The organism is Hyphobacterium marinum, from assembly GCF_036330325.1.
In the GTDB taxonomy this organism is placed as follows: domain Bacteria; phylum Pseudomonadota; class Alphaproteobacteria; order Caulobacterales; family Maricaulaceae; genus Hyphobacterium; species Hyphobacterium marinum.
This window is the reverse complement of record NZ_JAZDRO010000006.1, coordinates 58,892-79,489: the sequence shown is the minus strand read 5'-3', so window position 1 is coordinate 79,489 and position 20,598 is coordinate 58,892. Positions and strand designations below refer to the sequence as shown.

Sequence of the window (20,598 nt, the reverse complement as noted above, 5' to 3'; positions counted from 1 at the left end):
CGCCACCTGACCCATAGAGAGGGGCCGGATCAGGCCCTGCTGCAAAACGCCCGCAGACCGGCTCGAATCGCGCCACTCTGCAGGGCTGAGACACTTGCGCGCCGATTGTGCCGTGGCGCATCAGGAGACCTGTCAGTCCATGTCTGAATCCCGTACGCTTCCGCTTCTTCCGCTTCGCGACATCGTCGTGTTCCCGCACATGATCGTGCCGCTCTTCGTCGGCCGCGAGAAATCGGTGAAGGCGCTGGAAGAAGTCATGCGCGGCGACAAGCAGATCCTGCTCGCCACCCAGATGAATGCGGGCGATGACGACCCGGCCACCTCGGCGATCCACCAGACCGGCGTGCTGGTTTCGGTCCTGCAATTGCTCAAACTGCCTGACGGTACGGTCAAGGTGCTCGTCGAAGGCGGTTCGCGCGTGCGCATTGCCCGCTATCTCGACAATCCGGAGTATTTCGAAGCCGAAGCCGAGATCATTCCCGATGCGGCTGGCGATGCCTCGGAAATCGAGGCGCTGATGCGCGCCGCGGCGGAAAAATTCGACGATTACGTCAAGCTCAACAAGAAGGTGCCGCCCGAAGCGCTGGCGTCGGTCGGTCAGATCACCGACCCCTCCAAGCTCGCCGACACCATCGCCGCGAATCTGGCCGTGAAGATCGCTGACAAGCAGGTCCTGCTTGAGGAAAGCGATGTGGCGCGCCGGCTGGAGCGCGGTCTCGGCCTGATGGAAGGCGAGATCAGCGTCCTCCAGGTCGAGAAGAAGATCCGCAGCCGCGTCAAGCGCCAGATGGAAAAGACGCAGCGCGAGTACTATCTCAACGAGCAGATGAAGGCGATCCAGCGCGAGCTGGGAGAGCCGGATGAAACGCGCGAGGAACTCGCCGAGCTCGAGACCCGCATCGCTGAAGCCAAGCTCTCGAAGGAAGCCCGCACCAAGGCGGAAGCCGAATTCAAGAAACTCAAGCAGATGGGCCCGATGTCGGCCGAAGCGACCGTCGTGCGCAACTATCTCGACTGGGTGCTGGCGCTGCCCTGGGGCAAGCGCAAGCGCCTGAAGTCGGACCTGAAACGCGCCGAGACCATTCTTGATGATGACCATTACGGTCTCGAGAAGGTCAAGGAACGCATCCTCGAATATCTCGCGGTTCAGGCCCGGGCGAAAAAGATCAAGGGGCCGATCCTCTGCCTCGTCGGACCGCCTGGCGTCGGCAAGACCTCGCTCGGCCGTTCGATCGCTCGTGCAACGGGGCGCGAATTCGTGCGCATGTCGCTCGGCGGTGTTCGCGACGAGGCGGAAATCCGCGGCCATCGGCGGACCTATATCGGCTCGATGCCGGGCCGGATCATCCAGTCACTGAAGAAGGCCAAGTCGGCCAATCCGCTCTTCCTGCTCGACGAGATCGACAAGCTCGGCGCGGACTATCGCGGCGACCCGTCCTCGGCGCTGCTCGAAGTGCTGGACCCGGAACAGAATTCGACCTTCGCCGACCACTATCTCGAACTCGACTATGACCTGTCGGGCATCATGTTCGTGACTACAGCGAACTCGCTGAACATGCCCCAACCGCTTCTCGACCGGATGGAGATCATTCGTATCGCCGGTTACACCGAGGACGAGAAGGTCGAGATTGCCCAGCGCCACCTGATCCCGAAACAGCGCAAGGAACACGTGCTGAAGGACGAAGAATGGTCCCTGAGCGAACCGGCGCTGCGTGACCTCATCCGCTATTACACGCGTGAGGCGGGTGTGCGTAACCTGGAACGCGAGATCGCCAATCTCGCCCGCAAGGCCGTGCGCAAGATCGAGGGCGGAGAAACGAAGTCCGTCGATGTCACGACCGAAAACCTTAATGACTTCGCCGGTGTGCGAAAACACCGCTTTGGCGAGACCGAGGGCGACGACAAGATCGGCGTCGTGACAGGCCTGGCCTGGACCGAGGTCGGCGGCGACCTGCTGACCATCGAAGCGGTCAAGATGGCCGGCCGTGGCAAGATGACCGTGACCGGCAATCTGCGCGACGTGATGAAGGAATCCATTTCCGCGGCGAACAGCTTTGTTCAGGCCCGCGCCCCGTCGCTCGGTGTAAAGCCCACCGTCTTCCGGGCGACCGACATCCACGTTCACGTGCCCGAAGGCGCGACGCCCAAGGATGGTCCGTCGGCCGGTGTGGGCATGATGACGGCCATTGTCTCGGTGCTGAACCAGATCCCCGTGCGCAAGGATGTCGCCATGACTGGCGAAATCACACTGCGCGGCCGGGTCCTGCCGATTGGTGGGCTGAAGGAAAAACTCCTCGCCGCGCTGCGCGGCGGTGTGAAGACGGTTCTTATCCCGTCGGAGAACGAGAAGGACCTCGCCGACATCCCCGACAATGTGAAGTCGGGCCTGGAAATCATTCCGGTCTCCACTGTCGAGGAAGTCCTCAAGAACGCCCTGGTCCGGGAGGTCGAACCGGCCGAATGGACTGAGGCCGATGAGGCCGCGCTCGCCGCGCTCTCATCCCAGCCCCAGAGCGGGCAGGGCGGCGGTGCCGTCGCCCACTGACGGCGGTTTTTTTCAGGACTGATGAATTGCCAAGCGCCGCTCGTGTTAAACGGGCGGCGCTTTTCCTGCACGATTACAGCTTGTGGGCGACTTGCAGCCGCGCCATAGGCAGCCCGGAAACGGGCGTCTAGGCTTGATTCCGAGGGCGGCGCTTCAGGCGCAATCAGACCAAGGGATCATCGTTTTATGAACAATTCTGCCATTCTCGACATGCTCGCCTCCGCGCAAGGGGGCAGTGCGATTTCCAATATCGCCTCGCGGTTCGGCCTTGATGAAGGTCAGGCGCGATCAGCGGTCGAGGCGCTGCTTCCGGCACTGGGGGCTGGCGTCGAGCGCGAACAGCGCGCCGGGGGGCTATCGTCCCTGCTGGGACAGCTGCAGCCTGAAACCGCTGACCGTGTCCTCGAGACCGAAGATGCTCTGGCGGACGAAACGACGGTCGAGCAGGGAAACACCCTGCTAGGCGAACTGTTCGGCTCCCGGGAGGTCTCGCGCCGTGTCGCCGCGGATGCATCCGCCCGAACCGGTGTGGATGATGGTATACTCAAACAATTGCTGCCGGTGATCGCGACCATGGTGGTCAGCCGCATGGCGCAGGCCGACCCCGATCACGGCGCGCGTCCGGCGCAAAGCAGCTTTGGCGGCCTGACGGGAATGCTCGGTTCGCTAGCGGGCGGCAGCGGCAATCAGGGAGGCGGCCTCGCCGGCATTCTCGGCGCGTTGGGTCAACAGGGAGGACAGGATGGAATTGCAGACGACATCCTGGGCCTTATCAACCGGCGCGGCCGGTAGCGCGTTTGCATCAAGGGAAGAAAGGGACCTCAATCATGTTCAATCTGATCAATGTGGTGGCGGAAGCCGGCAAGGCACTCGGCTTCGACCGGTCAAAATCGCGGGACGAAAACCGCGACGTGGTAGAGCGGGAAATCCGCAGCCTGGACGTTGAAGGTGCCAAGGATGTCGAGCTGGACATCGAGGACGACAAGGTCGTCCTGAAAGGCCAGGGGCTGAGCCAGGCCGCCAAGGAAAAGCTGCTGATGGCAGCTGGCAACATCAAGGGCGTGGCCGGTGTTCACGACAAGATCATCGCCGCCAAGAAAGAGGCCGCCGGAAATTTTCACACGGTGAAGTCCGGGGAGTCGCTGTCGAAGATCGCCCAACAGCACTATGGCAAGGCGAACGAGTACAACAAGATTTTCGAAGCCAACAAGCCCATGCTGGATCACCCGGACCGGATCTATCCCGGGCAACTCCTGCGTATCCCGCCGAAAGGCAAGTAAGCCGACCAGGGCCTACGGGCGGAAACGGGGCTCCCGGTCATTGACCGGGAGCCTTTTTCGTTCTGCTAGCGCCGGCGAAGCGATCCGAATATGCCGCGTACGACCTCGCGCACCAGCGTGTTGGAGGACTGCCGCAAGACTCTGTTGATGGTGGATTGGGCCGACGAAGTCCGCCGGCGTGTCCGCCGCCGCGTCGTGGTTCGGCGCGTCGTCTGGCGGCTCGCGCGCTGGCGTTCGGCCCGCCGCGCTTCGGCCGCTTCACGTTCGGCGGCTTCCAGTTCCGCCTGACGCTGTTCGGCCGCACGCCGTTCCAGCATCTCATAGGCGGACTCCCGATCAATCTCGGTGTCGTAAACCCCGGTCATCGGCCCGTTCTGGACAAGGGCCCGCCGTTCATCGGGCAGGATGGGGCCCAGTCGCGAGGAGGGCGGGCGGATCAGTGTGCGCTGGACAACGGAGGGCTCGCCTTTCTCTGCCAGCGTCGAGACCAGCGCTTCGCCAACACCGAGCTGGGTGATCGTGTCTTCGGTGTCAAAGGCCGGGTTGGGCCGGAACGACCCGGCGGCGGCGCGAACGGCCTTCTGTTCGTTGGGCGTATAGGCCCGCAAGGCATGCTGGATACGGTTGCCGAGCTGAGCGAGCACTGACTCCGGCAGATCACGTGGATTCTGGGTGACGAAGTAAACGCCGACACCCTTGGACCGGATCAGCTTCACCGTCTGGTCGATTTTCTCCAGCAACGCCTTGGGCGCGTCCCGGAACAGAAGGTGCGCCTCGTCGAAGAAGAAGACCAGTCGCGGTTTGTCGGGGTCACCGACCTCGGGCAGTTCCTCGAACAGCTCCGAGAGCAACCACAGCAAGAAGGTGGAATAGAGCCCCGGATTATTGATCAGCCGCGTGGCGTCCATGATGTTCACATGGCCGCGGCCATCCGCATCAACCTTCATCATGTCGTCAAGTGACAGGGCAGGCTCGCCGAAGAAGTGATCAAGGCCTTCGCGTTCGAGAACGAGCAGGCGGCGCTGGATGGCTCCGACCGAGGCCGGCGAGACATTGCCATAGCTGCGGCTGAGTTCACTGCGACGGTCCGAGACATGCGCCAGCAGCGAGCGCAGATCCTTCAGATCAAGCAGAAGCAGGCCATCATCGTCGGCCAGCTGGAAGGCGATGTTCAAAACCCCTTCCTGGGTGTCGTTCAGTCCCAGAAGGCGTGACAGCAGCAGTGGCCCCATCTCCGACACTGTGGTCCTCAAGGGATGCCCCAACTCCCCGAACACGTCCCAGAACACCGCCGGTGAGGCGGCATAGCCGTAAGGATCGAGACCGATCTTCTCGGCGCGCGAAACCAGTTTCGGGTGCAGCTTGTGTTCGGCACTGCCCGACACGCCAATCCCGGACAAATCACCCTTCACGTCGGCGGCGAAAATCGGAACGCCGGCATTGGAAAACCCTTCGGCGAGGATTTGCAGCGTGACGGTCTTGCCGGTGCCGGTCGCGCCCGCGATCAGCCCATGCCGGTTGGCACGTTTCAACAGGAGCGTCTGTGCCTCGCCGTCCGCACCGCCGATGAAAATTCTGTCCAATGTTGTCTCCTATGGAACCGGGTCCGTGAATCTGCGTCTGAGCCAGGATTGATGTAAGCCAATAGCTCCGAGTTGACCAATAGACCCGGTGCAAGCGACTATAGTCCCAGATTTCCGAATTCCGGGAATTTTCTGGACTTACAACCCTGCCGCATAAAGCCGCACGTTATACAATTGGAGCACGAAACTCATGGCCGGAAAATTTGAACTGAAAAAAGCCAACAACGGTGAATTCTATTTCTCGCTGATTGCGGGCAATCACGAGAATGTCGGCCGGTCCGAGACCTACAAGGCCAAGGCCAGCGCGCTCAACGGCATCGAGTCCGTCAAGAAGAATGCGGGGAATATGGCGCGCTACATCATCAAGGAAGGCAAGAACGGCAAGTTCTACGTCTCTCTCAAGGCCGGCAATGGCGAAGTCATTCTGACCGGACAGGGCTATTCTTCGGAAGATGGCGCGAAAAAGGGTTGCGAAGCGATCGGCCGCGCTGCTGACGGTGCCAGCACAGACGACCAGACCTGAGCTGGGCTCTCCGGCACTGGAGACCAGACGCCGTCCCGGAAACGGGGCGGCGTTTTTTGTTATGGTGCTGGCATGCCCGCTTGACCGGCCCGCCGCGCCGCCGCATCGTCGTGGCCATGACACGCGCAGCGATCTATTTTGCGGGCTTTTTTACGACCGACCGGAACCGGGAGGCCGCCCGCTGACGCGCTGATTGTCCAGGACATCACACCGCACAGCTACACAGGGCCTCCCGCTTCGGGGGGCCTTTTTCGTTTCCGCACGAGGGAGGACACAGATCATGGATGGACACACGCTGGAGACGCTTCGCGAGTCGATCGACGCAGTTGATCGCGACATTCTTCACCTGGGCGCGCGGCGGGCTGCCCTGGCGTCGGAGGTCGCGCGGGCGAAGAGCCGGTCGGGCGCACCGGTCCGCGATACGGCAAGGGAACGTGACGTCATCGCCTCCGCGATCGAGATGGGACGGGGACTGGGGCTGGAGCCTTCGGCAGTTGAGCGCCTGTTCCAGACGCTGATCGATCTGTCACTGCGAGGGCAGCGGGCCGAACTCGACGCCCGCGCTGCAACCGACATGGACGAAGTCTCGGTTGCCTATCTCGGCGGGCCGGGAACTTACTCCCACTTCGCCGCCCAGGCCCATTTCGGCCCGCGCCATGGCGGCGTGGCTCCGGTCGTGCGGCGGGACTTTTCGGCCATTGTGCGCGCGGCCGAGGAGGGCGAGGCGGACTACGCCTTCCTGCCGATCGAGAATACGACGACCGGCGGGATCAACGAGGTCTATGACCTGTTGCTCGATACCGGTCTCAGCATCGTCGGCGAGCATCACTACCGCGTGCGCCATTGCCTGGTCGGGCGGACGGGTTCGCTTGATGGCGTGGAACGTGTCTACGGCCACCCCCAGGCGCTGGCCCAGTGCCGCCGCTTCCTGTCAAAGTATGACGGGGTCACAACGCATTTCGCGTCGAGTTCAACCCGGGCTATCGAGCACGCCATGGAGGATGGGCCCGGTGTCGCCGCCATAGCGGGCGCGGATGCTGCGCGCCTCTTCGGTCTCAACGTCATCAGCGAGGATATCGGCGATGCCGAGGAGAACTACACCCGCTTCGTCGCGTTGGCCCGCAAGGCGAAACCGCCTGCGCTGAACCTGCCGTGCAAGACCTCGCTCGTCTTCGCCACCGCACATGAGCCGGGCTCGCTGGTCGACGTGCTGGCCGCCTTCCGCGACGAGGGGGTCAATCTCGCCAAGCTGGAATCCCGGCCTGTGCCCGGCAAGCCGTGGGAGGAGATGTTCTTCCTTGATGTCGAGCGCCACAGCGAGGATCCGGCCTGCCGCCGGGCGCTGGCGGCGATTGGCGACCGGGCGCTGCGGCTGCGTGTGCTGGGCTGTTATGGCGCGGACCGGCTGGCACCTGTTTCCGTTCTGGCCAATCCGGCAAAGCCCGGCTAAAAGCGCGATCAACGGGCGGTTAGCTCAGCTGGGAGAGCATCTCGTTTACACCGAGAGGGTCGGGGGTTCGAACCCCTCACCGCCCACCATTCCCCTAGAATCGTCGGCCGATTCCGATCCCGGCGAAATAGGCCGTGTCGTCGCCCCGGACCGTGACGATGGGACTATCGGCATAGTCGCCCTGCAGCTGTAAGGCCCCGAAGACGCCAGTGACCGACCAATTCTCACTGACCTGCTGATCCAGGAAGAGCGTCAGGCCGATGTCCTGCACGCCGCCTTCGGCGGTGTAGGGCGCGAGCCCGCTTGCCGCGGCGCCGGCTGCATCGACCGAGAACAGGGCGCTCGCATAGTCGTCGCCAGACCCCGAAACCGACAGATTTGCGATAAACAGTGTGGTGCGTGACAGCGGTGTAGCGTAGGCGAGCGAGGTCGACCAGAAGACGCCGCCATACTCGCCGGTCAGGTCGCCACCGGCGCGGGCGCTGACATAGACGCGGTCGTATTGGTTGGCGACGCCGTTCGCGACCTGCAGGCGGACGAAGCCGCCCGCGACCGCCGCACCGTCGCGTTCAGGCAGAAGCCGCACGACCGCGTCATCGATATCGTCGTCGCGTCCGCCATACCAGCGCACATAAGCCCCGGCTTCGAGCGGGCCCTCATTGATGAAAGCCGCTGACAGGCCCGGACCTTCGACCTGGTAGGTCACGCCGCCCAGTGTCGCACGTCCGGCCCCGAACGGCAGGAAGCGGTAATCGTCAGACCCGGGATGGTCGGGTGCCGTCGCAACGCCGAATGCCACGAAATTGGGCGCGCCAACCTCCTCCTGCGCCAGGGCCGGGCTGGCCAGCAACAAGGGCAGGCCAATCAGAAAAGATGTAGCAGGGGCGCGGCGCATGGATGTCCTCCGGTCAGCGGGTTCAATGACTTATACGTGGATCGCGGCCGGTTGGTTTGCCCTGCCGACACATTATTCTGCGATCCGGATTCGTTCGATCCGGACCGGCTCGGTCAGCCACTGCGCAGAATAGCCGTCCGGCGCACTGTCATTGCCCGTCGGGGCCTGCCAGATCGCCTCGGCGACCTCCATGCCGCCGGTGACGTAACCGAAGACGGCAAAGCCTTCGCCATCGGGATGGCGGCCGTCCGGCCCTGCATCGAGGATCAGGCTGTCGGTGATGACGATGAAGAATTCGCTCGACGCTGAACCCGGCTCGTTGCGCGCCATCGAGATCGCACCGCGCGTGTGGGTCAGGCCCGTCGCGTCCGTGCGTTCATGGGCGATGGGCACCGCGCCGGGCAGGCCGTCGAACCCGGCCCCGCCCTGGATCACGTCGATCCGGGCTTCGGGCCGGTCATTGTCGGCCCGGACGGTCCGGTAAAAACTCGTCCCGTCGAAGGCTCCGGCCTCGGCGAGTGCGACGAAGTTCGCGACCGTCACCGGCGCGGCCGCGGCATCGAGCGCAAGCGTGATATCGCCCGCGCGGGTTTCGATGATGGCGCTCACCATGCCCGGCGAATCGGACGTGTCATCGTCCGGGCTGCAGGCGAGGAGGGTCAGGGCGGCGAGTGAAGCGAGGGCGGGGCGGAGCATGGCGGCTATCCTTTGCAGCGGCACTTAAGGGCGAGGTGAGTCTAGCGCATTTTCCGCCGCGAAACGCGCTTGACCGGACCGGCCACCTCCCTTAGACAACGCCTCCTCGCTGATGCGAGAGGAATGGCCCTTTTGCGGGTGTAGCTCAGTTGGTTAGAGCGCCGGCCTGTCACGCCGGAGGCCGCGGGTTCGAGTCCCGTCACTCGCGCCATTTCTTCAAAACACAGCCCACTCACGGATCGGTGGCGCATCCGTTGGAACCGGCCTTGAAAAATTTCAGCCTTGGAGCTCAGATGCGGCATTCCTGATTTTGCCGGTCGTCTCCCGGTAAGTTTGCCGGGAGCCGGTTATGGCCAATCGCGAAACAACTGAGTCTCCAGTTGCGTCATCGCCCGGATTCGGTCCGGGGATCATTACGGTCACCATTGGCTCGATGACCCTGAATACGCTGAATCTTGCAGCCCTCGCCGATGATGTCGTCGAATGGCGTGAATTCTTTTCCGACGGTGTTCTTACACCGTACGTCAATCTCCGCGAGTTCGTGCTGGGGCTGTTTCCGTTCGAAATCCCGTACGCCGAATGGATCATCAATATCCTGGTCATCAATGCACTGTTTGTCGTTGGTGCCCGGATTGGAACCTATGTGAATCTGCAGCAGGGTCAGGAGCGCATTCCCGAGTACGACAACTGGCGCAATGACGTGTTCGTATACCTGATTGCGCCGTTTCTGCTACTGCTGTGCGTTGCCGTTTCGGTCTATTATGTAATTGTATTCGCAGGCCGATATATAATTCCATCGGGCGCGCTCAAGACCCATTTCCAAGGATTGAACCAGAGAGGCAGCCTCTGCCGGATGTCGCTCCACATCGTGGGGTTTTTCCTGGTTGCCCTGATCCCCTTCTTCGGATTGCTCTTCTTCGCAACGAACGCCTTTGTCGCCTAGCCCATACGAAAACGGCCGCCCGGAAGGGGCGGCCGTTCGCGTTTGAGGACTGCCTGATTTATTGCGTCGCGGCAGGCAGTTCGTAGGCGACTTCCGCGCCGGGCCCCAATGGCAGGCCGAGATAGACCCAGGCCACCGTCATCAGAATGCCGGTGACGATCAGCCAGATGGAGTAGGGGATCATCGAGGCGGTCAGCGAGCCGATGCCGAATTCCGGTACCCAGCGGCGCGCGAAGACGAGGATCAGCGGGAAATACACCATCAGCGGGGTGATGATGTTCGTACCGCTGTCGCCGACGCGATAGGCCGCCGTCGCCATTTCCGGGCTGACGCCAAGCAGCATCAGCATCGGCACCAGGACCGGAGCCATAAGCGCCCATTTCGCGCTCGCCGAACCCACAAAGAGATTCAGAAGGGCGGCGAAGAGCACGATCAGCCCCAGTACGATGGGCAGGGGCAGGCCGGACGCCTCGATGGCATTAGCCCCGTTGACCGCCGAGATCAGGCCCAACTGGGACTCATTGAACAGTTCGACGAAATAGGCGGCGAAGAAAGCGAGGACGAGATAATAGCCCATGTCCTTCATGGCACCGGCCATCATGTCGACGATGTCGCGGTGCGACTTGATCGTCCCGGCGGCCCGGCCATAGGCCACACCCGCGAAGATGAAGAGCAGCATGAAGCCCGCCACCAGCGAGGTGAAGAAGGGCACCAGGCGCTGCGTTGTGCCCAGTGACGTATCGGAACTGAACAGCGGGGCGTTGCCGCCATAGAGCGAGGCCGATCCGCCGGTGACCAGCGCCACCACGTCGATCGTCATGAACAGCCAGATCAGCGCGACGATCAGGACGGCGATACCGGCGTGGGCGAGGCCCTTCTTCTGGCCCGGTGTCATTTCGGCGTCCGGGTCATTGTCGGGATCGTCTGACCCGGCGACCGTTCCGCCCTGCCAGGGGCCGAGGCGCGGCTCGATGATCCGGTCAGTGACAAACCAGATGACCGGCAGGAAGAGGAAGGTCATCGCGGCAATGAAATACCAGTTCCCGGCGATGTTCATGGTCCAGGCCGGGTCGAGCGCGACGACCGCTTCCTCGGTGATACCAAAGAGGAGCGCGTCTAGCTGGCCGGGTAATAGATTGGCCGAGAAGCCGCCTGAAACACCGGCGAAGGCAGCAGTAATCCCGGCGACCGGATGGCGCCCGGCGGCGGCAAAGATCACCGCAGCAAGCGGGATCAGCACCACATAGGCGGCATCCGCGGCCAGGTTGCCCATCATCGCCGCCAGCGCCACGGCCGGCGTCAGAAACAGTCTCGGAACATCGCGGACGGCTGCGCGCATGGCCGTACCGAACAGGCCGGCCCGCTCGGCCACGCCTGCGCCGAGCATCACGACAAGTACATAGCCAAGCGGGTGGAAGCCGGTGAAGATCTCCGGCATCTCGACCAGCAGGTGCCGGATGACATCGGGGTGCAGCGCGCTGATCGCCGAAACGATGACCGGATTGCCGCTGTCATCCAGGCGGGTTGGGTGCTCGACCTCGAGACCGGCGAAATAGGCAATCGTCGAGATCACCGCCATGGCAATGATCAGGTAGAAGAAGATGAAGGCCGGGTCGGGAAGGCGGTTCCCGGCCCGTTCGACGAGGCCGAGAAATCCGGTCTGTTTTTCCGGTGCCGGTGTGTTTCCGGTCTGATCGCTCATGCAGGGCTCTCCGTTTGAGTTTTCGCGGGCAAGCTAAGAGGAGGCGCAAGCCTCTGGCAAGGAAAACCGCCTCAGTTAAGAACCATTCTCAATCAACGGCTTGCGGCGTGTTTTTGACAGACAAAAGCGGCGCTTTCGCCTTGCAGGTGAGAGACTGTCGCTCTAGCTTCCGCACCGATCAGGCGGGGGCTTGCTCTTGTGGATTCGGCTCGCCCGAATTCGTCACCTCCGTCATTTTTGGCCGCACGGGCGAACTGTCAGGGATCCGGGCGATGGACACGCTCCTACTCGACTACCTACCGATTGTGATCTTTCTGGGAATCGCGACCGCGCTTGGCGTGATTTTCCTGCTGGCCGCTTATGTGCTGGCCCCGTCCGATCCCGATTCGGAAAAGGTCTCGACCTACGAATGCGGGTTCAACGCTTTCGATGACGCGCGCATGAAATTCGATGTGCGCTTCTACCTGGTGGCCATCCTGTTCATCATTTTCGATCTCGAAGTCGCCTTCCTCTTTCCCTGGGCCGTGACGCTGCAGGAGACGGGGCCCTTCGCATTCTGGTCGATGATGGTCTTCCTTGCCGTTCTCACCGTGGGCTTTGTCTACGAGTGGAAGAAGGGCGCGCTGGAGTGGGAGTAGAGACGACGTCATGACCGAGACCCGCACCCCGGCACTCACTGCCGCACGCGCCGCGACGCCGCATTATGATCCGAAGAAGCACGATCCGTTTTTCGACGGCGTGTCCGACGCGCTGGCCGACAAGGGCTTCGTTGTCGCTGCCGCTGACGATCTCATCACATGGGCACGCACCGGCTCGCTGATGTGGATGACGTTCGGCTTGGCGTGCTGCGCGGTCGAAATGATGCAGGCCTCGATGCCGCGCTATGACGTGGAGCGCTTCGGGTTCGCGCCGCGCGCATCCCCGCGCCAGTCCGACGTGATGATCGTCGCGGGTACGCTCACCAACAAGATGGCTCCGGCCCTGCGCAAGGTCTATGACCAGATGCCCGAGCCCCGCTACGTCATTTCGATGGGGTCGTGCGCCAATGGCGGCGGTTACTACCACTATTCCTATGCGGTGGTGCGCGGCTGCGACCGGATCGTTCCGGTCGACATCTATGTGCCGGGCTGCCCGCCGACAGCCGAAGCGCTGGTCTACGGCATCCTGCAGCTGCAGAAGAAGATCCGCCGCGAGGGGAGTATCGAGCGATGAGCGAGGCTCTGTCCGAACTCGGCGAACACATCGCCAATGTCCTCGATTCCGCGATCCGCGAGCAGTCGGTGACCCATGGCGAACTGACGCTGACCATCCACCGCGACCGGATCGAGGAAATGCTGCGCTTCCTGCGCGATGATCCGGCTTGCCGCTTCACCACGCTGATCGACATTTGCGGGGTGGACTATCCCCAGCGGGCCGACCGGTTCGACGTGGTCTATCACCTGCTGTCGATGCATCTGAACCAGCGCATCCGGGTCAAGCTCTCGACCGACGAGGACACGCCGGTCGCCAGCGTACACGAGATTTTCCCGGTCGCCGACTGGTTTGAGCGCGAAGCCTTCGACATGTACGGCATCGTCTTCTCCGATCACCCGGACCTGCGCCGCCTGCTGACCGATTACGGCTTTGAAGGCTATCCGCTGCGCAAGGATTTTCCGCTGTCCGGCCATGTCGAAGTGCGGTGGGACGAGGAGCAGAAACGCGTGGTCTATGAACCGGTCGAGCTGGTCCAGGAATTCCGCGACTTCGATTTCCTCTCGCCCTGGGAAGGCGCGAAATACGTCATCCCGGGTGACGAAAAAGCCAAGCAGGGAGGGGCGTAAGATCATGGCCATCACCGATCCCTCCACCGAGGAACGCACATTCACCATCAATTTCGGGCCTCAGCACCCGGCCGCGCACGGCGTGCTGCGCCTCGTGCTGGAGCTCGACGGCGAGATCGTCGAGCGCGTCGATCCGCATATCGGCCTTTTGCACCGCGGCACCGAGAAGCTGCTGGAGCACAAGACCTATCTCCAGGGCATTGGCTATTTCGACCGGCTCGACTATGTCGCGCCGATGAACCAGGAGCATGCCTTCTGCATGGCGGTCGAGCGGCTTGCGGGAATCGAGGTTCCGATCCGCGCCAGCTATGTTCGTGTCCTCTACTGCGAGATCGGCCGGATCCTGTCGCACCTCCTCAATGTCACCACGCAGGCGATGGATGTCGGAGCGCTGACTCCGCCGCTGTGGGGGTTCGAGGAACGTGAAAAGCTCATGGTCTTCTATGAGCGCGCCTCGGGTTCGCGCATGCACGCGCATTATTTCCGGCCTGGCGGTGTGCACCAGGATCTGCCGCCCGACCTGATCGACGATATCGGCGCGTGGTGTGAGCAATTCCCCGAAAAGCTCGACGACATCGACACGCTGCTGACCGAGAACCGCATCTTCAAACAGCGAAACGTCGATATCGGTGTCGTGACGCGTGAAGACGCGCTCGCCTGGGGCTTCTCTGGCGTCATGGTGCGTGGCTCGGGCATGGCCTGGGATCTGCGCCGGTCACAGCCCTACGAAGTCTATGACGATCTCGAATTCGACATTCCGGTCGGCAAGAACGGGGACTGCTGGGACCGTTATCTCTGCCGCATGGAAGAGATGCGCGAGTCGGTAAAGATCATGCGCCAGTGCGTCGAATGGCTCAAAAAGCCGGAAAACGCGGGCGAAGTCCTGCCGACCCGGTCGAAATTCGCCCCGCCGCGCCGCGCGGAAATGAAGCGGTCAATGGAAGCGCTGATCCACCACTTCAAGCTCTACACCGAAGGCGCGCACGTCCCGGCCGGCGAGACCTATGCCGCCGTTGAAGCGCCCAAGGGCGAGTTCGGCGTCTATCTCGTCGCCGACGGCACCAACAAGCCTTACCGGGTGAAGATCCGCGCGCCGGGTTTCGCCCACCTCGCGGCGATGGACTACCTCAATCGCGGCCACATGCTGGCCGACGTTTCGGCGATCCTCGGTTCGCTCGATATCGTGTTCGGAGAAATTGACCGATGAGTGTGCGCCGCCTTGCAACCGTCCAGCCGGAAAGCTTCTCGTTTTCAAAGGAAAGCGAGAAACTTGTGACGTTCTGGATGAATAAGTATCCGGACAACAAGAAGGCGTCTGCCGTGATCCCGCTTCTGTGGATTGCGCAAAAGCAGGAAGGCTGGGTCAGTGAGCCTGCCATCCAGCTGATCGCCAACCGCCTGAATATGCCGCGTATCCGGGTTTACGAGGTCGCGACCTTCTACACCCAGTTCAATCTCGCCCCGGTGGGAGAGCACTTCATCCAGGTCTGCGGCACCACGCCGTGCTGGCTGCGCGGGGCCGGGGACATCAAGTCCGTTTGCGAGAAGAAGATCGGCCCGAAAGGCACGGTCCGCGCTGACGGCAAGCTGTCCTGGAACGAGGTGGAATGCCTCGGGGCCTGCGCCAATGCGCCGATGGTCCAGATTTCAAACGCGGACGGCGATTACTATTACGAGGACCTGACGGTCGAGAGCTTCACCGCACTCGTGGAAAAGCTGGAGCGCGGCGAGACCGTCGAGCCCGGCCCGCAATCGGACCGCAAGGCCTCCGAACCGGCGGGTGAACCGGCAACGCTGACCGACACCGCCCTGTTTGACGGCTCGAAGGCCAAAAAGATCAGTCTTCCCAATGCCGTGTCCAAATCCGGCAGCAAACCGAAAGCAGACAAGGCGGCCCCGTCGGCGACCAAGCCGCCCGCCAAGGCAAAAGCCCGGCCCAAGCCGGTCGCGCCCGTCGCGTCGGTGGGCGAAGAGCGCGAACCGCGCCTTCTGAAAGCCGCGAAAGGCAAGGCTGACGACCTGAAGCGTCTGTCGGGTGTCGGTCCGAAGCTGGAGCAATTGCTCAACAGCCTGGGTGTCTTCCACTTCTCGCAGATCGCCGAATGGGGCGCGGACGAGATCGCCTGGGTTGATGCCCGGCTGAAATTCAAGGGCCGGATCGAGCGTGAAGGCTGGGTCGAGCAGGCCAAGGCCCTGGCGGAGGCGAAGTGATGGGACAGCTTCTTCAGGACAAGGACCGGATTTTCACCAACCTCTATGGCCGCCACGACTGGCGGCTGGAGGGCGCGAAACAACGCGGCGCGTGGAACGGCACCAAGGACATGATCGATCAGGGCGGTGACTGGATCATCGACCAGATCAAGGCGTCCGGCCTGCGCGGCCGGGGCGGGGCGGGTTTCCCGACGGGCCTGAAATGGTCCTTCATGCCCAAGGAAGTCGGCGAGCGCCCGCACTATCTCGTCGTCAATGCCGACGAGTCCGAGCCGGGCACGTGCAAGGACCGCGAGATGATGCGCCACGATCCGCACCTGCTGATCGAGGGCTGCCTCATCGCCTCCTTCGCGATGAAGGCCCATGCCTGCTACATCTATATCCGTGGCGAATACGTGCTGGAGCGCGAGCGCCTCGAAGCGGCGATTCTGGAGGCCTATGAGGCCCGGCTGATCGGCAAGAACAACATCCACGGCTGGGATTTCGACCTCTACGTCCATCACGGGGCGGGGGCCTATATCTGCGGCGAGGAAACCGCGCTGCTTGAAAGTCTGGAAGGCAAGAAGGGCCAGCCGCGCCTGAAACCGCCATTTCCGGCCAATGCCGGTCTTTATGGCTGCCCGACCACGGTCAACAACGTCGAATCCATCGCTGTTGCGCCGACCATTCTGCGCCGCGGAGCGGAGTGGTTTGCCGGCTTCGGCCGTCAGGGCAATACCGGCACCAAGGTCTTCTCGATCTCCGGCCACGTGAACAAGCCGTGCAATGTCGAAGAGGCGATGTCGATCCCGCTCAAGACGCTGATCGAAACCCATGCGGGCGGCGTGCGCGGCGGCTGGGACAATCTCAAGGCCGTCATTCCGGGCGGCTCGTCCGTGCCGTGCATCCCGGCGGACACCTGCCACGACGTGCTGATGGATTTCGACGCGCTGCGCGACGAGAAATCCGGCCTCGGCACGGCGGCGGTCATTGTCATGGACAAGTCGACCGACATCGTGAAGGCGATCGCGCGGATTTCCTACTTCTACAAGCATGAAAGCTGCGGTCAGTGTACGCCCTGCCGGGAAGGTACCGGCTGGATGTGGCGCGTGCTGGAACGCATGGCGCGCGGCGAAAGCTCGACGGCGGAAATCGACATGCTGCTCGATGTCGCCGGTCAGGTGGAAGGCCACACGATCTGTGCGCTCGGTGACGCGGCGGCCTGGCCGGTCCAGGGCCTCATCCGGCATTTCCGCCACGAGATCGAGGACCGCATCGCCGCCTACCGCGCCGACCGCCCGGTCGCCGTCTCCAACGTGGCCGCGGAGTAAGCGTTGAGAACGCTCCTCACATACGGTCTGGCCATCCTGGTCTGCGCCGTGGCGGTGACGCTGCTGCGCGTCGCCATGGGCGGCCTCAGCCTGTCAGGCGACGCCAACGGGATCACGGTTGTCGCGTTTTCCTTCCTGCTCGCCGCCGGCTTCTTCGCCATCTTCGGATCGGCGTCCTGGTGGCTGGGCGGGCGCATTCTCTCTGGCCTGGGCCATACGTTTTCCGGTAGCGGAATCCTCGCCAAGTCCGTCATCATCTGGCTGGTGGTTGCGATGGGCCTGATGGCATGGGATATCGCGCCCGCGATGATGGATATTCTGGCCGGGGGCGGTCTACCGATGGGCCGAATGGGCAATCTTCTTCTCGCCAATCTGCCGGTCTTCCTCGGGGCCGGTGTTTTGACCGGTCTCGTCTGGGGCGCTGTCTTCTGGCTGCGCGAACCGAACACTGATCACACCCCTGAACCAACAGGACACGCCGCATGAGCGATCTGCGCAAAATCATTGTCGATGGCGACGAGGTCGAGGTTCCGGCCTCCTACACGCTGCTGCAGGCCGCCGAAGCGGCAGGCCGGGAAATCCCGCGCTTCTGCTATCACGAACGACTGTCGGTCGCCGGCAATTGCCGCATGTGCCTGGTTGAACTGGTCGGCGCGCCCAAGCCCGCGGCCTCGTGCGCCATGCAGGTCAAGGACATGCGCGGCGGACCGAATGGCGAACCGCCGGCGATGAACACACTTTCACCGATGGTGAAGAAGGCGCGCGAAGGGGTGATGGAGTTTCTCCTCATCAATCACCCGCTTGACTGTCCGATCTGCGATCAGGGCGGGGAATGCGACCTGCAGGACCAGGCGATGGCCTATGGCCGCTCCGGCACGCGCTATGAGGAGAACAAGCGCGCGGTCGAAGACAAGTATATGGGCCCGCTGATCAACACGATCATGACCCGCTGCATCCAGTGCACGCGCTGCGTCCGCTTCGTTACCGAAGTCGCCGGTTCGCCCGAAATGGGCATGATCAACCGGGGCGAGGACGCGGAGATCACCACCTATCTGGAAAGCGCGGTGACGTCGGAACTGTCCGGCAATGTCATCGACCTTTGCCCGGTCGGTGCGCTGACCTCGAAACCTTATGCCTTCAATGCGCGCCCCTGGGAGCTTCGCAAGACCGAAACCATCGACGTGATGGACGCGATGGGCAGCTGGATCCGCGTCGATGCGCGCGGCACCGGCGTTCTGCGCATTCTTCCGCGCGTCAATGACGCGATCAACGAGGAATGGATTTCCGACAAGACCCGCTTCGTGTGGGACGGGCTGCAGCGCCAGCGCCTCGACCGCCCCTATTCGCGGGTCAAGGGCAAGCTGGTCCCGGCGACCTGGGATGCGGCCCTGACCATCGCGGAAGAGAAACTCGGAGGTGATCCGAAGAAGATCGGCGTCATCGCCGGCGACCTCAATTCCATCGAGGAATTGAAGGCCGCGAAAGACCTCTTTGACGGGCTCGGCGTCAAATCGATCGATTGCCGCCAGGACGGCGCGAAGATCGGCGGCGGTCCGCGCTCCGGCTATCTCTTCAACTCGACCATCGAAGGCATCGACCAGGCCGACGCCATTCTGCTCGTCGGTACCAATCCGCGCCTTGAAGCCCCGGTCCTCAATGCCCGCATCCGCCGGGCCTGGCTGGAGCGCGATGTGCCGGTCGCGATGATCGGCGAGGCTGCCGACCTGACCTATCCGGTCGAGCACCTCGGAAACGGCGGCAAGACGCTTGGCGGTCTGGGTGGCAGCTCGAAGGGTTTCGCCAAGACGCTGAAAGACGCGAAGAAGCCGATGATCATCGTCGGCATGGGCGCACTGACCCGCGCCGATGGCGGCAAGGTGCTGCGCGCGGCCGCTGAACTGGCCAAGAAGACCGGTGCCGTCACCGATGGCTGGAACGGTTTCAACGTGCTGCACACGGCGGCGGGGCGCGTCGGCGGGCTCGATCTTGGCTTCCTGCCGGGCAAGGGCGGCAAGGACGTCGCCGGTATCCAGCGCGCGGCCAAGAAAGGCGATATCGAAACCGTGGTCCTGATGGGCGCGGACGAGCTCGACATGGACGCGTTCGGCGACGCCTTCGTCATCTATGTCGGCCATCACGGCGATGCCGGGGCGCACCGCGCCGACCTGATCCTGCCGGGCGCGGCCTATACCGAAAAGAAGGGTATGTGGGCCAATACCGAGGGCCGGGTCCAGCTCAACGCCCGTGCCGTCTTCCCCAAGGGCGAAGCCAAGGAAGACTGGGCGATTTTCCGCGCGCTGTCAGAACGCCTGGGACGGACCTTGCCTTATGACTCGCTCGACCAGCTGCGCGCGAAACTGATCGCCGACCATCCGGTGCTCGGCGAGATCGACCATGCGCCGGGCCATGAAAGCGCAGGCGAGTTTGATCCGGCGAAGATCGGCGAAGCGGGCGATGTCACCGACAAGCCTTTCGTCTCGCCGGTAACCGATTTCTACCAGACGAACGCTATCGCGCGGGCGTCCAAGACGATGGCGGAATGCTCGGCGATGAAAGCCGGCCCGTCTGCGGTGGCGGCGGAGTAGGGCGATGAGCGGATTTATCGAACAATACGGCGTCGTCTGGGGACCGCTCCTGAGCGTGGCTCAGGTGCTGGCCTTTACGATCATCCTGTCGCTCTCAGTTGCCGCTGCGGTGCTGCTTGACCGGAAGATCTGGGCGGCGGTGCAGATGCGCAAGGGGCCGAACGTCGTCGGGGCCTTCGGCCTCCTCCAGACCATCGCCGACGCGCTGAAATTCTTCTTCAAGGAAATCGTCGTTCCGGCCGGCGCCGACCGCATTCTGTTCCTGCTTGCACCGCTGATCACGCTGGTCCTCGCCTTCATCGGTTGGGCCGTGGTCCCGGTTGCGCCGGGATGGGTCATCGCCGACCTCAATGTCGGTATTCTCTACCTGCTGGCGATTTCCTCGCTTGGCGTTTACGGCATCATCATCGGCGGCTGGGCCTCGAACTCGAAATACCCCTTCATGGGCGCGTTGCGGTCAACGGCCCAGATGATCTCCTATGAAGTCTCCATTGGCTTCGTCATCGTCACCGTCCTGCTCTTTGCCGGATCGATGAACCTCTCGGTGATCGTCGAACAGCAGGCTGGCGGATTCTGGAACTGGAATCTGCTGGCCGCGCACGCTCTGCCCTGGCCGATGTTCCTCGTCATGATCCCGATGGCGGGCGTCTTCTTCATCTCGGCGCTGGCGGAAACCAACCGTCCGCCGTTTGACCTGCCCGAAGCCGAATCCGAGCTCGTGGCGGGCTATCAGGTGGAATACTCCTCCACGCCTTTCCTGATGTATTTCTTCGGCGAGTATCTGAACATCATGCTGATGTGCGCGATGACGACGATCCTCTTCTTCGGGGGATGGCATCCGCCGTTCGATTTCGCGCCCTTTACCTGGGTGCCGCCGATTTTCTGGTTCCTTCTGAAGCTGGTCTTCTTCTTCTTCATGTTCGCGATGGTGAAGGCGCTGGTCCCGCGTTACCGCTATGACCAGCTGATGCGGCTGGGCTGGAAGATCTTCCTGCCAACCTCGCTCGGCGCGGTCGCCATTGTCGGGGCCTACATCACCTACGGAGCCAACTGAC

The 20,598-nt window shown here is 62.8% G+C and carries 18 protein-coding genes, 2 tRNA genes and 1 pseudogene; 17 read left to right on the top strand and 4 right to left on the bottom strand.

Going from position 1 to position 20,598, the window contains the following annotated elements:
• The first annotated feature begins 139 nt into the window (after positions 1–139).
• From lon to lysM, 3 genes are all read left to right on the top strand, one after another.
• The gene (lon, locus tag V0U35_RS12880; protein ID WP_330197139.1) at positions 140–2,545 is read left to right on the top strand and encodes an endopeptidase La; all 2,406 of its coding nucleotides are present in this window, start codon (positions 140–142) and stop codon (positions 2,543–2,545) included.
• Positions 2,546–2,731: 186 nt separating this feature from the next.
• A complete protein-coding gene (locus V0U35_RS12875; protein ID WP_330197138.1) occupies positions 2,732–3,337 on the top strand; it encodes a DUF937 domain-containing protein in 606 nt (201 codons plus the stop codon).
• Positions 3,338–3,372: 35 nt separating this feature from the next.
• Positions 3,373–3,825 (top strand): peptidoglycan-binding protein LysM, encoded by a 453-nt coding sequence (gene lysM, locus V0U35_RS12870; protein WP_330197137.1) that lies wholly within the window; start codon positions 3,373–3,375, stop codon positions 3,823–3,825.
• A 65-nt stretch (positions 3,826–3,890) separates the two neighbouring features.
• Here the strand turns inward: lysM and V0U35_RS12865 are convergent, their stop codons facing one another.
• Complete coding sequence (locus V0U35_RS12865) at positions 3,891–5,408, bottom strand: helicase HerA-like domain-containing protein (RefSeq protein WP_330197136.1); 1,518 nt, start codon at positions 5,406–5,408, stop codon at positions 3,891–3,893.
• A gap of 190 nt (positions 5,409–5,598) precedes the next feature.
• Here V0U35_RS12865 and V0U35_RS12860 point away from each other — a divergent pair, with 190 nt between their 5' ends.
• The 3 genes from V0U35_RS12860 (at position 5,599) to V0U35_RS12850 (ending at position 7,470) form a co-directional block, all read left to right on the top strand.
• Positions 5,599–5,931: a YegP family protein gene (locus V0U35_RS12860; RefSeq protein WP_330197135.1), complete on the top strand. Its 333-nt coding sequence runs from the start codon at positions 5,599–5,601 to the stop codon at positions 5,929–5,931.
• Positions 5,932–6,211: 280 nt separating this feature from the next.
• On the top strand, positions 6,212–7,381 hold the full coding sequence (locus V0U35_RS12855; protein WP_330197134.1) for a bifunctional chorismate mutase/prephenate dehydratase: 1,170 nt from the start codon (positions 6,212–6,214) through the stop codon (positions 7,379–7,381).
• 13 nt (positions 7,382–7,394) lie between these two features.
• Positions 7,395–7,470, top strand: a tRNA-Val gene (locus tag V0U35_RS12850).
• Between the two features lie 5 nt (positions 7,471–7,475).
• Here the strand turns inward: V0U35_RS12850 and V0U35_RS12845 are convergent.
• Together V0U35_RS12845 and V0U35_RS12840 are read right to left on the bottom strand one after the other, a co-directional pair.
• Positions 7,476–8,276 carry a MipA/OmpV family protein gene (locus V0U35_RS12845; RefSeq protein ID WP_330197133.1) on the bottom strand — a complete coding sequence of 267 codons (801 nt, stop codon included), beginning with the start codon at positions 8,274–8,276 and terminating at the stop codon, positions 7,476–7,478.
• 72 nt (positions 8,277–8,348) lie between these two features.
• Positions 8,349–8,972: a peptidylprolyl isomerase gene (locus V0U35_RS12840; protein WP_330197132.1), complete on the bottom strand. Its 624-nt coding sequence runs from the start codon at positions 8,970–8,972 to the stop codon at positions 8,349–8,351.
• Between the two features lie 134 nt (positions 8,973–9,106).
• On the opposite strand from V0U35_RS12840, the gene V0U35_RS12835 reads away from it, so the two are divergent.
• Both V0U35_RS12835 and V0U35_RS12830 read left to right on the top strand, forming a co-directional pair.
• Positions 9,107–9,183, top strand: a tRNA-Asp gene (locus V0U35_RS12835).
• Positions 9,184–9,321: 138 nt separating this feature from the next.
• The gene (locus tag V0U35_RS12830; RefSeq protein WP_330197131.1) at positions 9,322–9,915 is read left to right on the top strand and encodes a hypothetical protein; all 594 of its coding nucleotides are present in this window, start codon (positions 9,322–9,324) and stop codon (positions 9,913–9,915) included.
• A gap of 58 nt (positions 9,916–9,973) precedes the next feature.
• Here V0U35_RS12830 and V0U35_RS12825 read toward each other — a convergent pair whose 3' ends face one another.
• On the bottom strand, positions 9,974–11,617 hold the full coding sequence (locus tag V0U35_RS12825; protein ID WP_330197130.1) for an AbgT family transporter: 1,644 nt from the start codon (positions 11,615–11,617) through the stop codon (positions 9,974–9,976).
• A gap of 272 nt (positions 11,618–11,889) precedes the next feature.
• On the opposite strand from V0U35_RS12825, the gene V0U35_RS12820 reads away from it, so the two are divergent.
• The 9 genes and pseudogenes from V0U35_RS12820 to nuoH all read left to right on the top strand — a co-directional run bounded on the left by V0U35_RS12820 (position 11,890) and on the right by nuoH (position 20,597).
• Positions 11,890–12,255 (top strand): NADH-quinone oxidoreductase subunit A, encoded by a 366-nt coding sequence (locus V0U35_RS12820; RefSeq protein ID WP_330197129.1) that lies wholly within the window; start codon positions 11,890–11,892, stop codon positions 12,253–12,255.
• Positions 12,225–12,829, top strand: a pseudogene (locus V0U35_RS12815) (NuoB/complex I 20 kDa subunit family protein). Before V0U35_RS12820 ends, V0U35_RS12815 begins: the two are co-directional and overlap by 31 nt.
• Positions 12,826–13,437: an NADH-quinone oxidoreductase subunit C gene (locus V0U35_RS12810; RefSeq protein ID WP_330197127.1), complete on the top strand. Its 612-nt coding sequence runs from the start codon at positions 12,826–12,828 to the stop codon at positions 13,435–13,437. The pseudogene V0U35_RS12815 and the gene V0U35_RS12810 overlap by 4 nt, the downstream one beginning before the upstream one ends.
• A gap of 4 nt (positions 13,438–13,441) precedes the next feature.
• A complete protein-coding gene (locus V0U35_RS12805) occupies positions 13,442–14,644 on the top strand; it encodes an NADH-quinone oxidoreductase subunit D (RefSeq protein ID WP_330197126.1) in 1,203 nt (400 codons plus the stop codon).
• Positions 14,641–15,648, top strand: a complete 1,008-nt coding sequence (gene nuoE, locus V0U35_RS12800; RefSeq protein WP_330197125.1) for an NADH-quinone oxidoreductase subunit NuoE — start codon at positions 14,641–14,643, stop codon at positions 15,646–15,648. Before V0U35_RS12805 ends, nuoE begins: the two co-directional genes overlap by 4 nt.
• On the top strand, positions 15,648–16,958 hold the full coding sequence (nuoF, locus tag V0U35_RS12795) for an NADH-quinone oxidoreductase subunit NuoF (RefSeq protein WP_330197124.1): 1,311 nt from the start codon (positions 15,648–15,650) through the stop codon (positions 16,956–16,958). The genes nuoE and nuoF overlap by 1 nt, the downstream gene beginning before the upstream one ends.
• A 3-nt stretch (positions 16,959–16,961) precedes the next feature.
• Positions 16,962–17,444 carry a hypothetical protein gene (locus V0U35_RS12790; protein WP_330197123.1) on the top strand — a complete coding sequence of 161 codons (483 nt, stop codon included), beginning with the start codon at positions 16,962–16,964 and terminating at the stop codon, positions 17,442–17,444.
• Entirely contained in the window at positions 17,441–19,543 is a 2,103-nt protein-coding gene (gene nuoG / locus V0U35_RS12785) for an NADH-quinone oxidoreductase subunit NuoG (protein WP_330197122.1), read from the top strand. The genes V0U35_RS12790 and nuoG overlap by 4 nt, the downstream gene beginning before the upstream one ends.
• A gap of 4 nt (positions 19,544–19,547) precedes the next feature.
• Complete coding sequence (gene nuoH / locus V0U35_RS12780) at positions 19,548–20,597, top strand: NADH-quinone oxidoreductase subunit NuoH (RefSeq protein WP_330197121.1); 1,050 nt, start codon at positions 19,548–19,550, stop codon at positions 20,595–20,597.
• The last annotated feature ends 1 nt before the right edge of the window (position 20,598 follow it).

Coding starts and splice junctions, on each gene's coding strand:
- lon (WP_330197139.1), top strand. CDS start 140: ATGTCTGAATCCCGTACGCTTCCGCTTCTTCCGCTTCGCGACATCGTC.
- V0U35_RS12860 (WP_330197135.1), top strand. CDS start 5,599: ATGGCCGGAAAATTTGAACTGAAAAAAGCCAACAACGGTGAATTCTAT.
- V0U35_RS12820 (WP_330197129.1), top strand. CDS start 11,890: ATGGACACGCTCCTACTCGACTACCTACCGATTGTGATCTTTCTGGGA.
- V0U35_RS12825 (WP_330197130.1), bottom strand. CDS start 11,617: ATGAGCGATCAGACCGGAAACACACCGGCACCGGAAAAACAGACCGGA.
- lysM (WP_330197137.1), top strand. CDS start 3,373: ATGTTCAATCTGATCAATGTGGTGGCGGAAGCCGGCAAGGCACTCGGC.
- nuoF (WP_330197124.1), top strand. CDS start 15,648: ATGGGACAGCTTCTTCAGGACAAGGACCGGATTTTCACCAACCTCTAT.
- V0U35_RS12805 (WP_330197126.1), top strand. CDS start 13,442: ATGGCCATCACCGATCCCTCCACCGAGGAACGCACATTCACCATCAAT.
- V0U35_RS12845 (WP_330197133.1), bottom strand. CDS start 8,276: ATGCGCCGCGCCCCTGCTACATCTTTTCTGATTGGCCTGCCCTTGTTG.
- V0U35_RS12830 (WP_330197131.1), top strand. CDS start 9,322: ATGGCCAATCGCGAAACAACTGAGTCTCCAGTTGCGTCATCGCCCGGA.
- V0U35_RS12855 (WP_330197134.1), top strand. CDS start 6,212: ATGGATGGACACACGCTGGAGACGCTTCGCGAGTCGATCGACGCAGTT.
- V0U35_RS12810 (WP_330197127.1), top strand. CDS start 12,826: ATGAGCGAGGCTCTGTCCGAACTCGGCGAACACATCGCCAATGTCCTC.
- V0U35_RS12875 (WP_330197138.1), top strand. CDS start 2,732: ATGAACAATTCTGCCATTCTCGACATGCTCGCCTCCGCGCAAGGGGGC.
- nuoG (WP_330197122.1), top strand. CDS start 17,441: ATGAGCGATCTGCGCAAAATCATTGTCGATGGCGACGAGGTCGAGGTT.
- nuoH (WP_330197121.1), top strand. CDS start 19,548: ATGAGCGGATTTATCGAACAATACGGCGTCGTCTGGGGACCGCTCCTG.
- nuoE (WP_330197125.1), top strand. CDS start 14,641: ATGAGTGTGCGCCGCCTTGCAACCGTCCAGCCGGAAAGCTTCTCGTTT.
- V0U35_RS12840 (WP_330197132.1), bottom strand. CDS start 8,972: ATGCTCCGCCCCGCCCTCGCTTCACTCGCCGCCCTGACCCTCCTCGCC.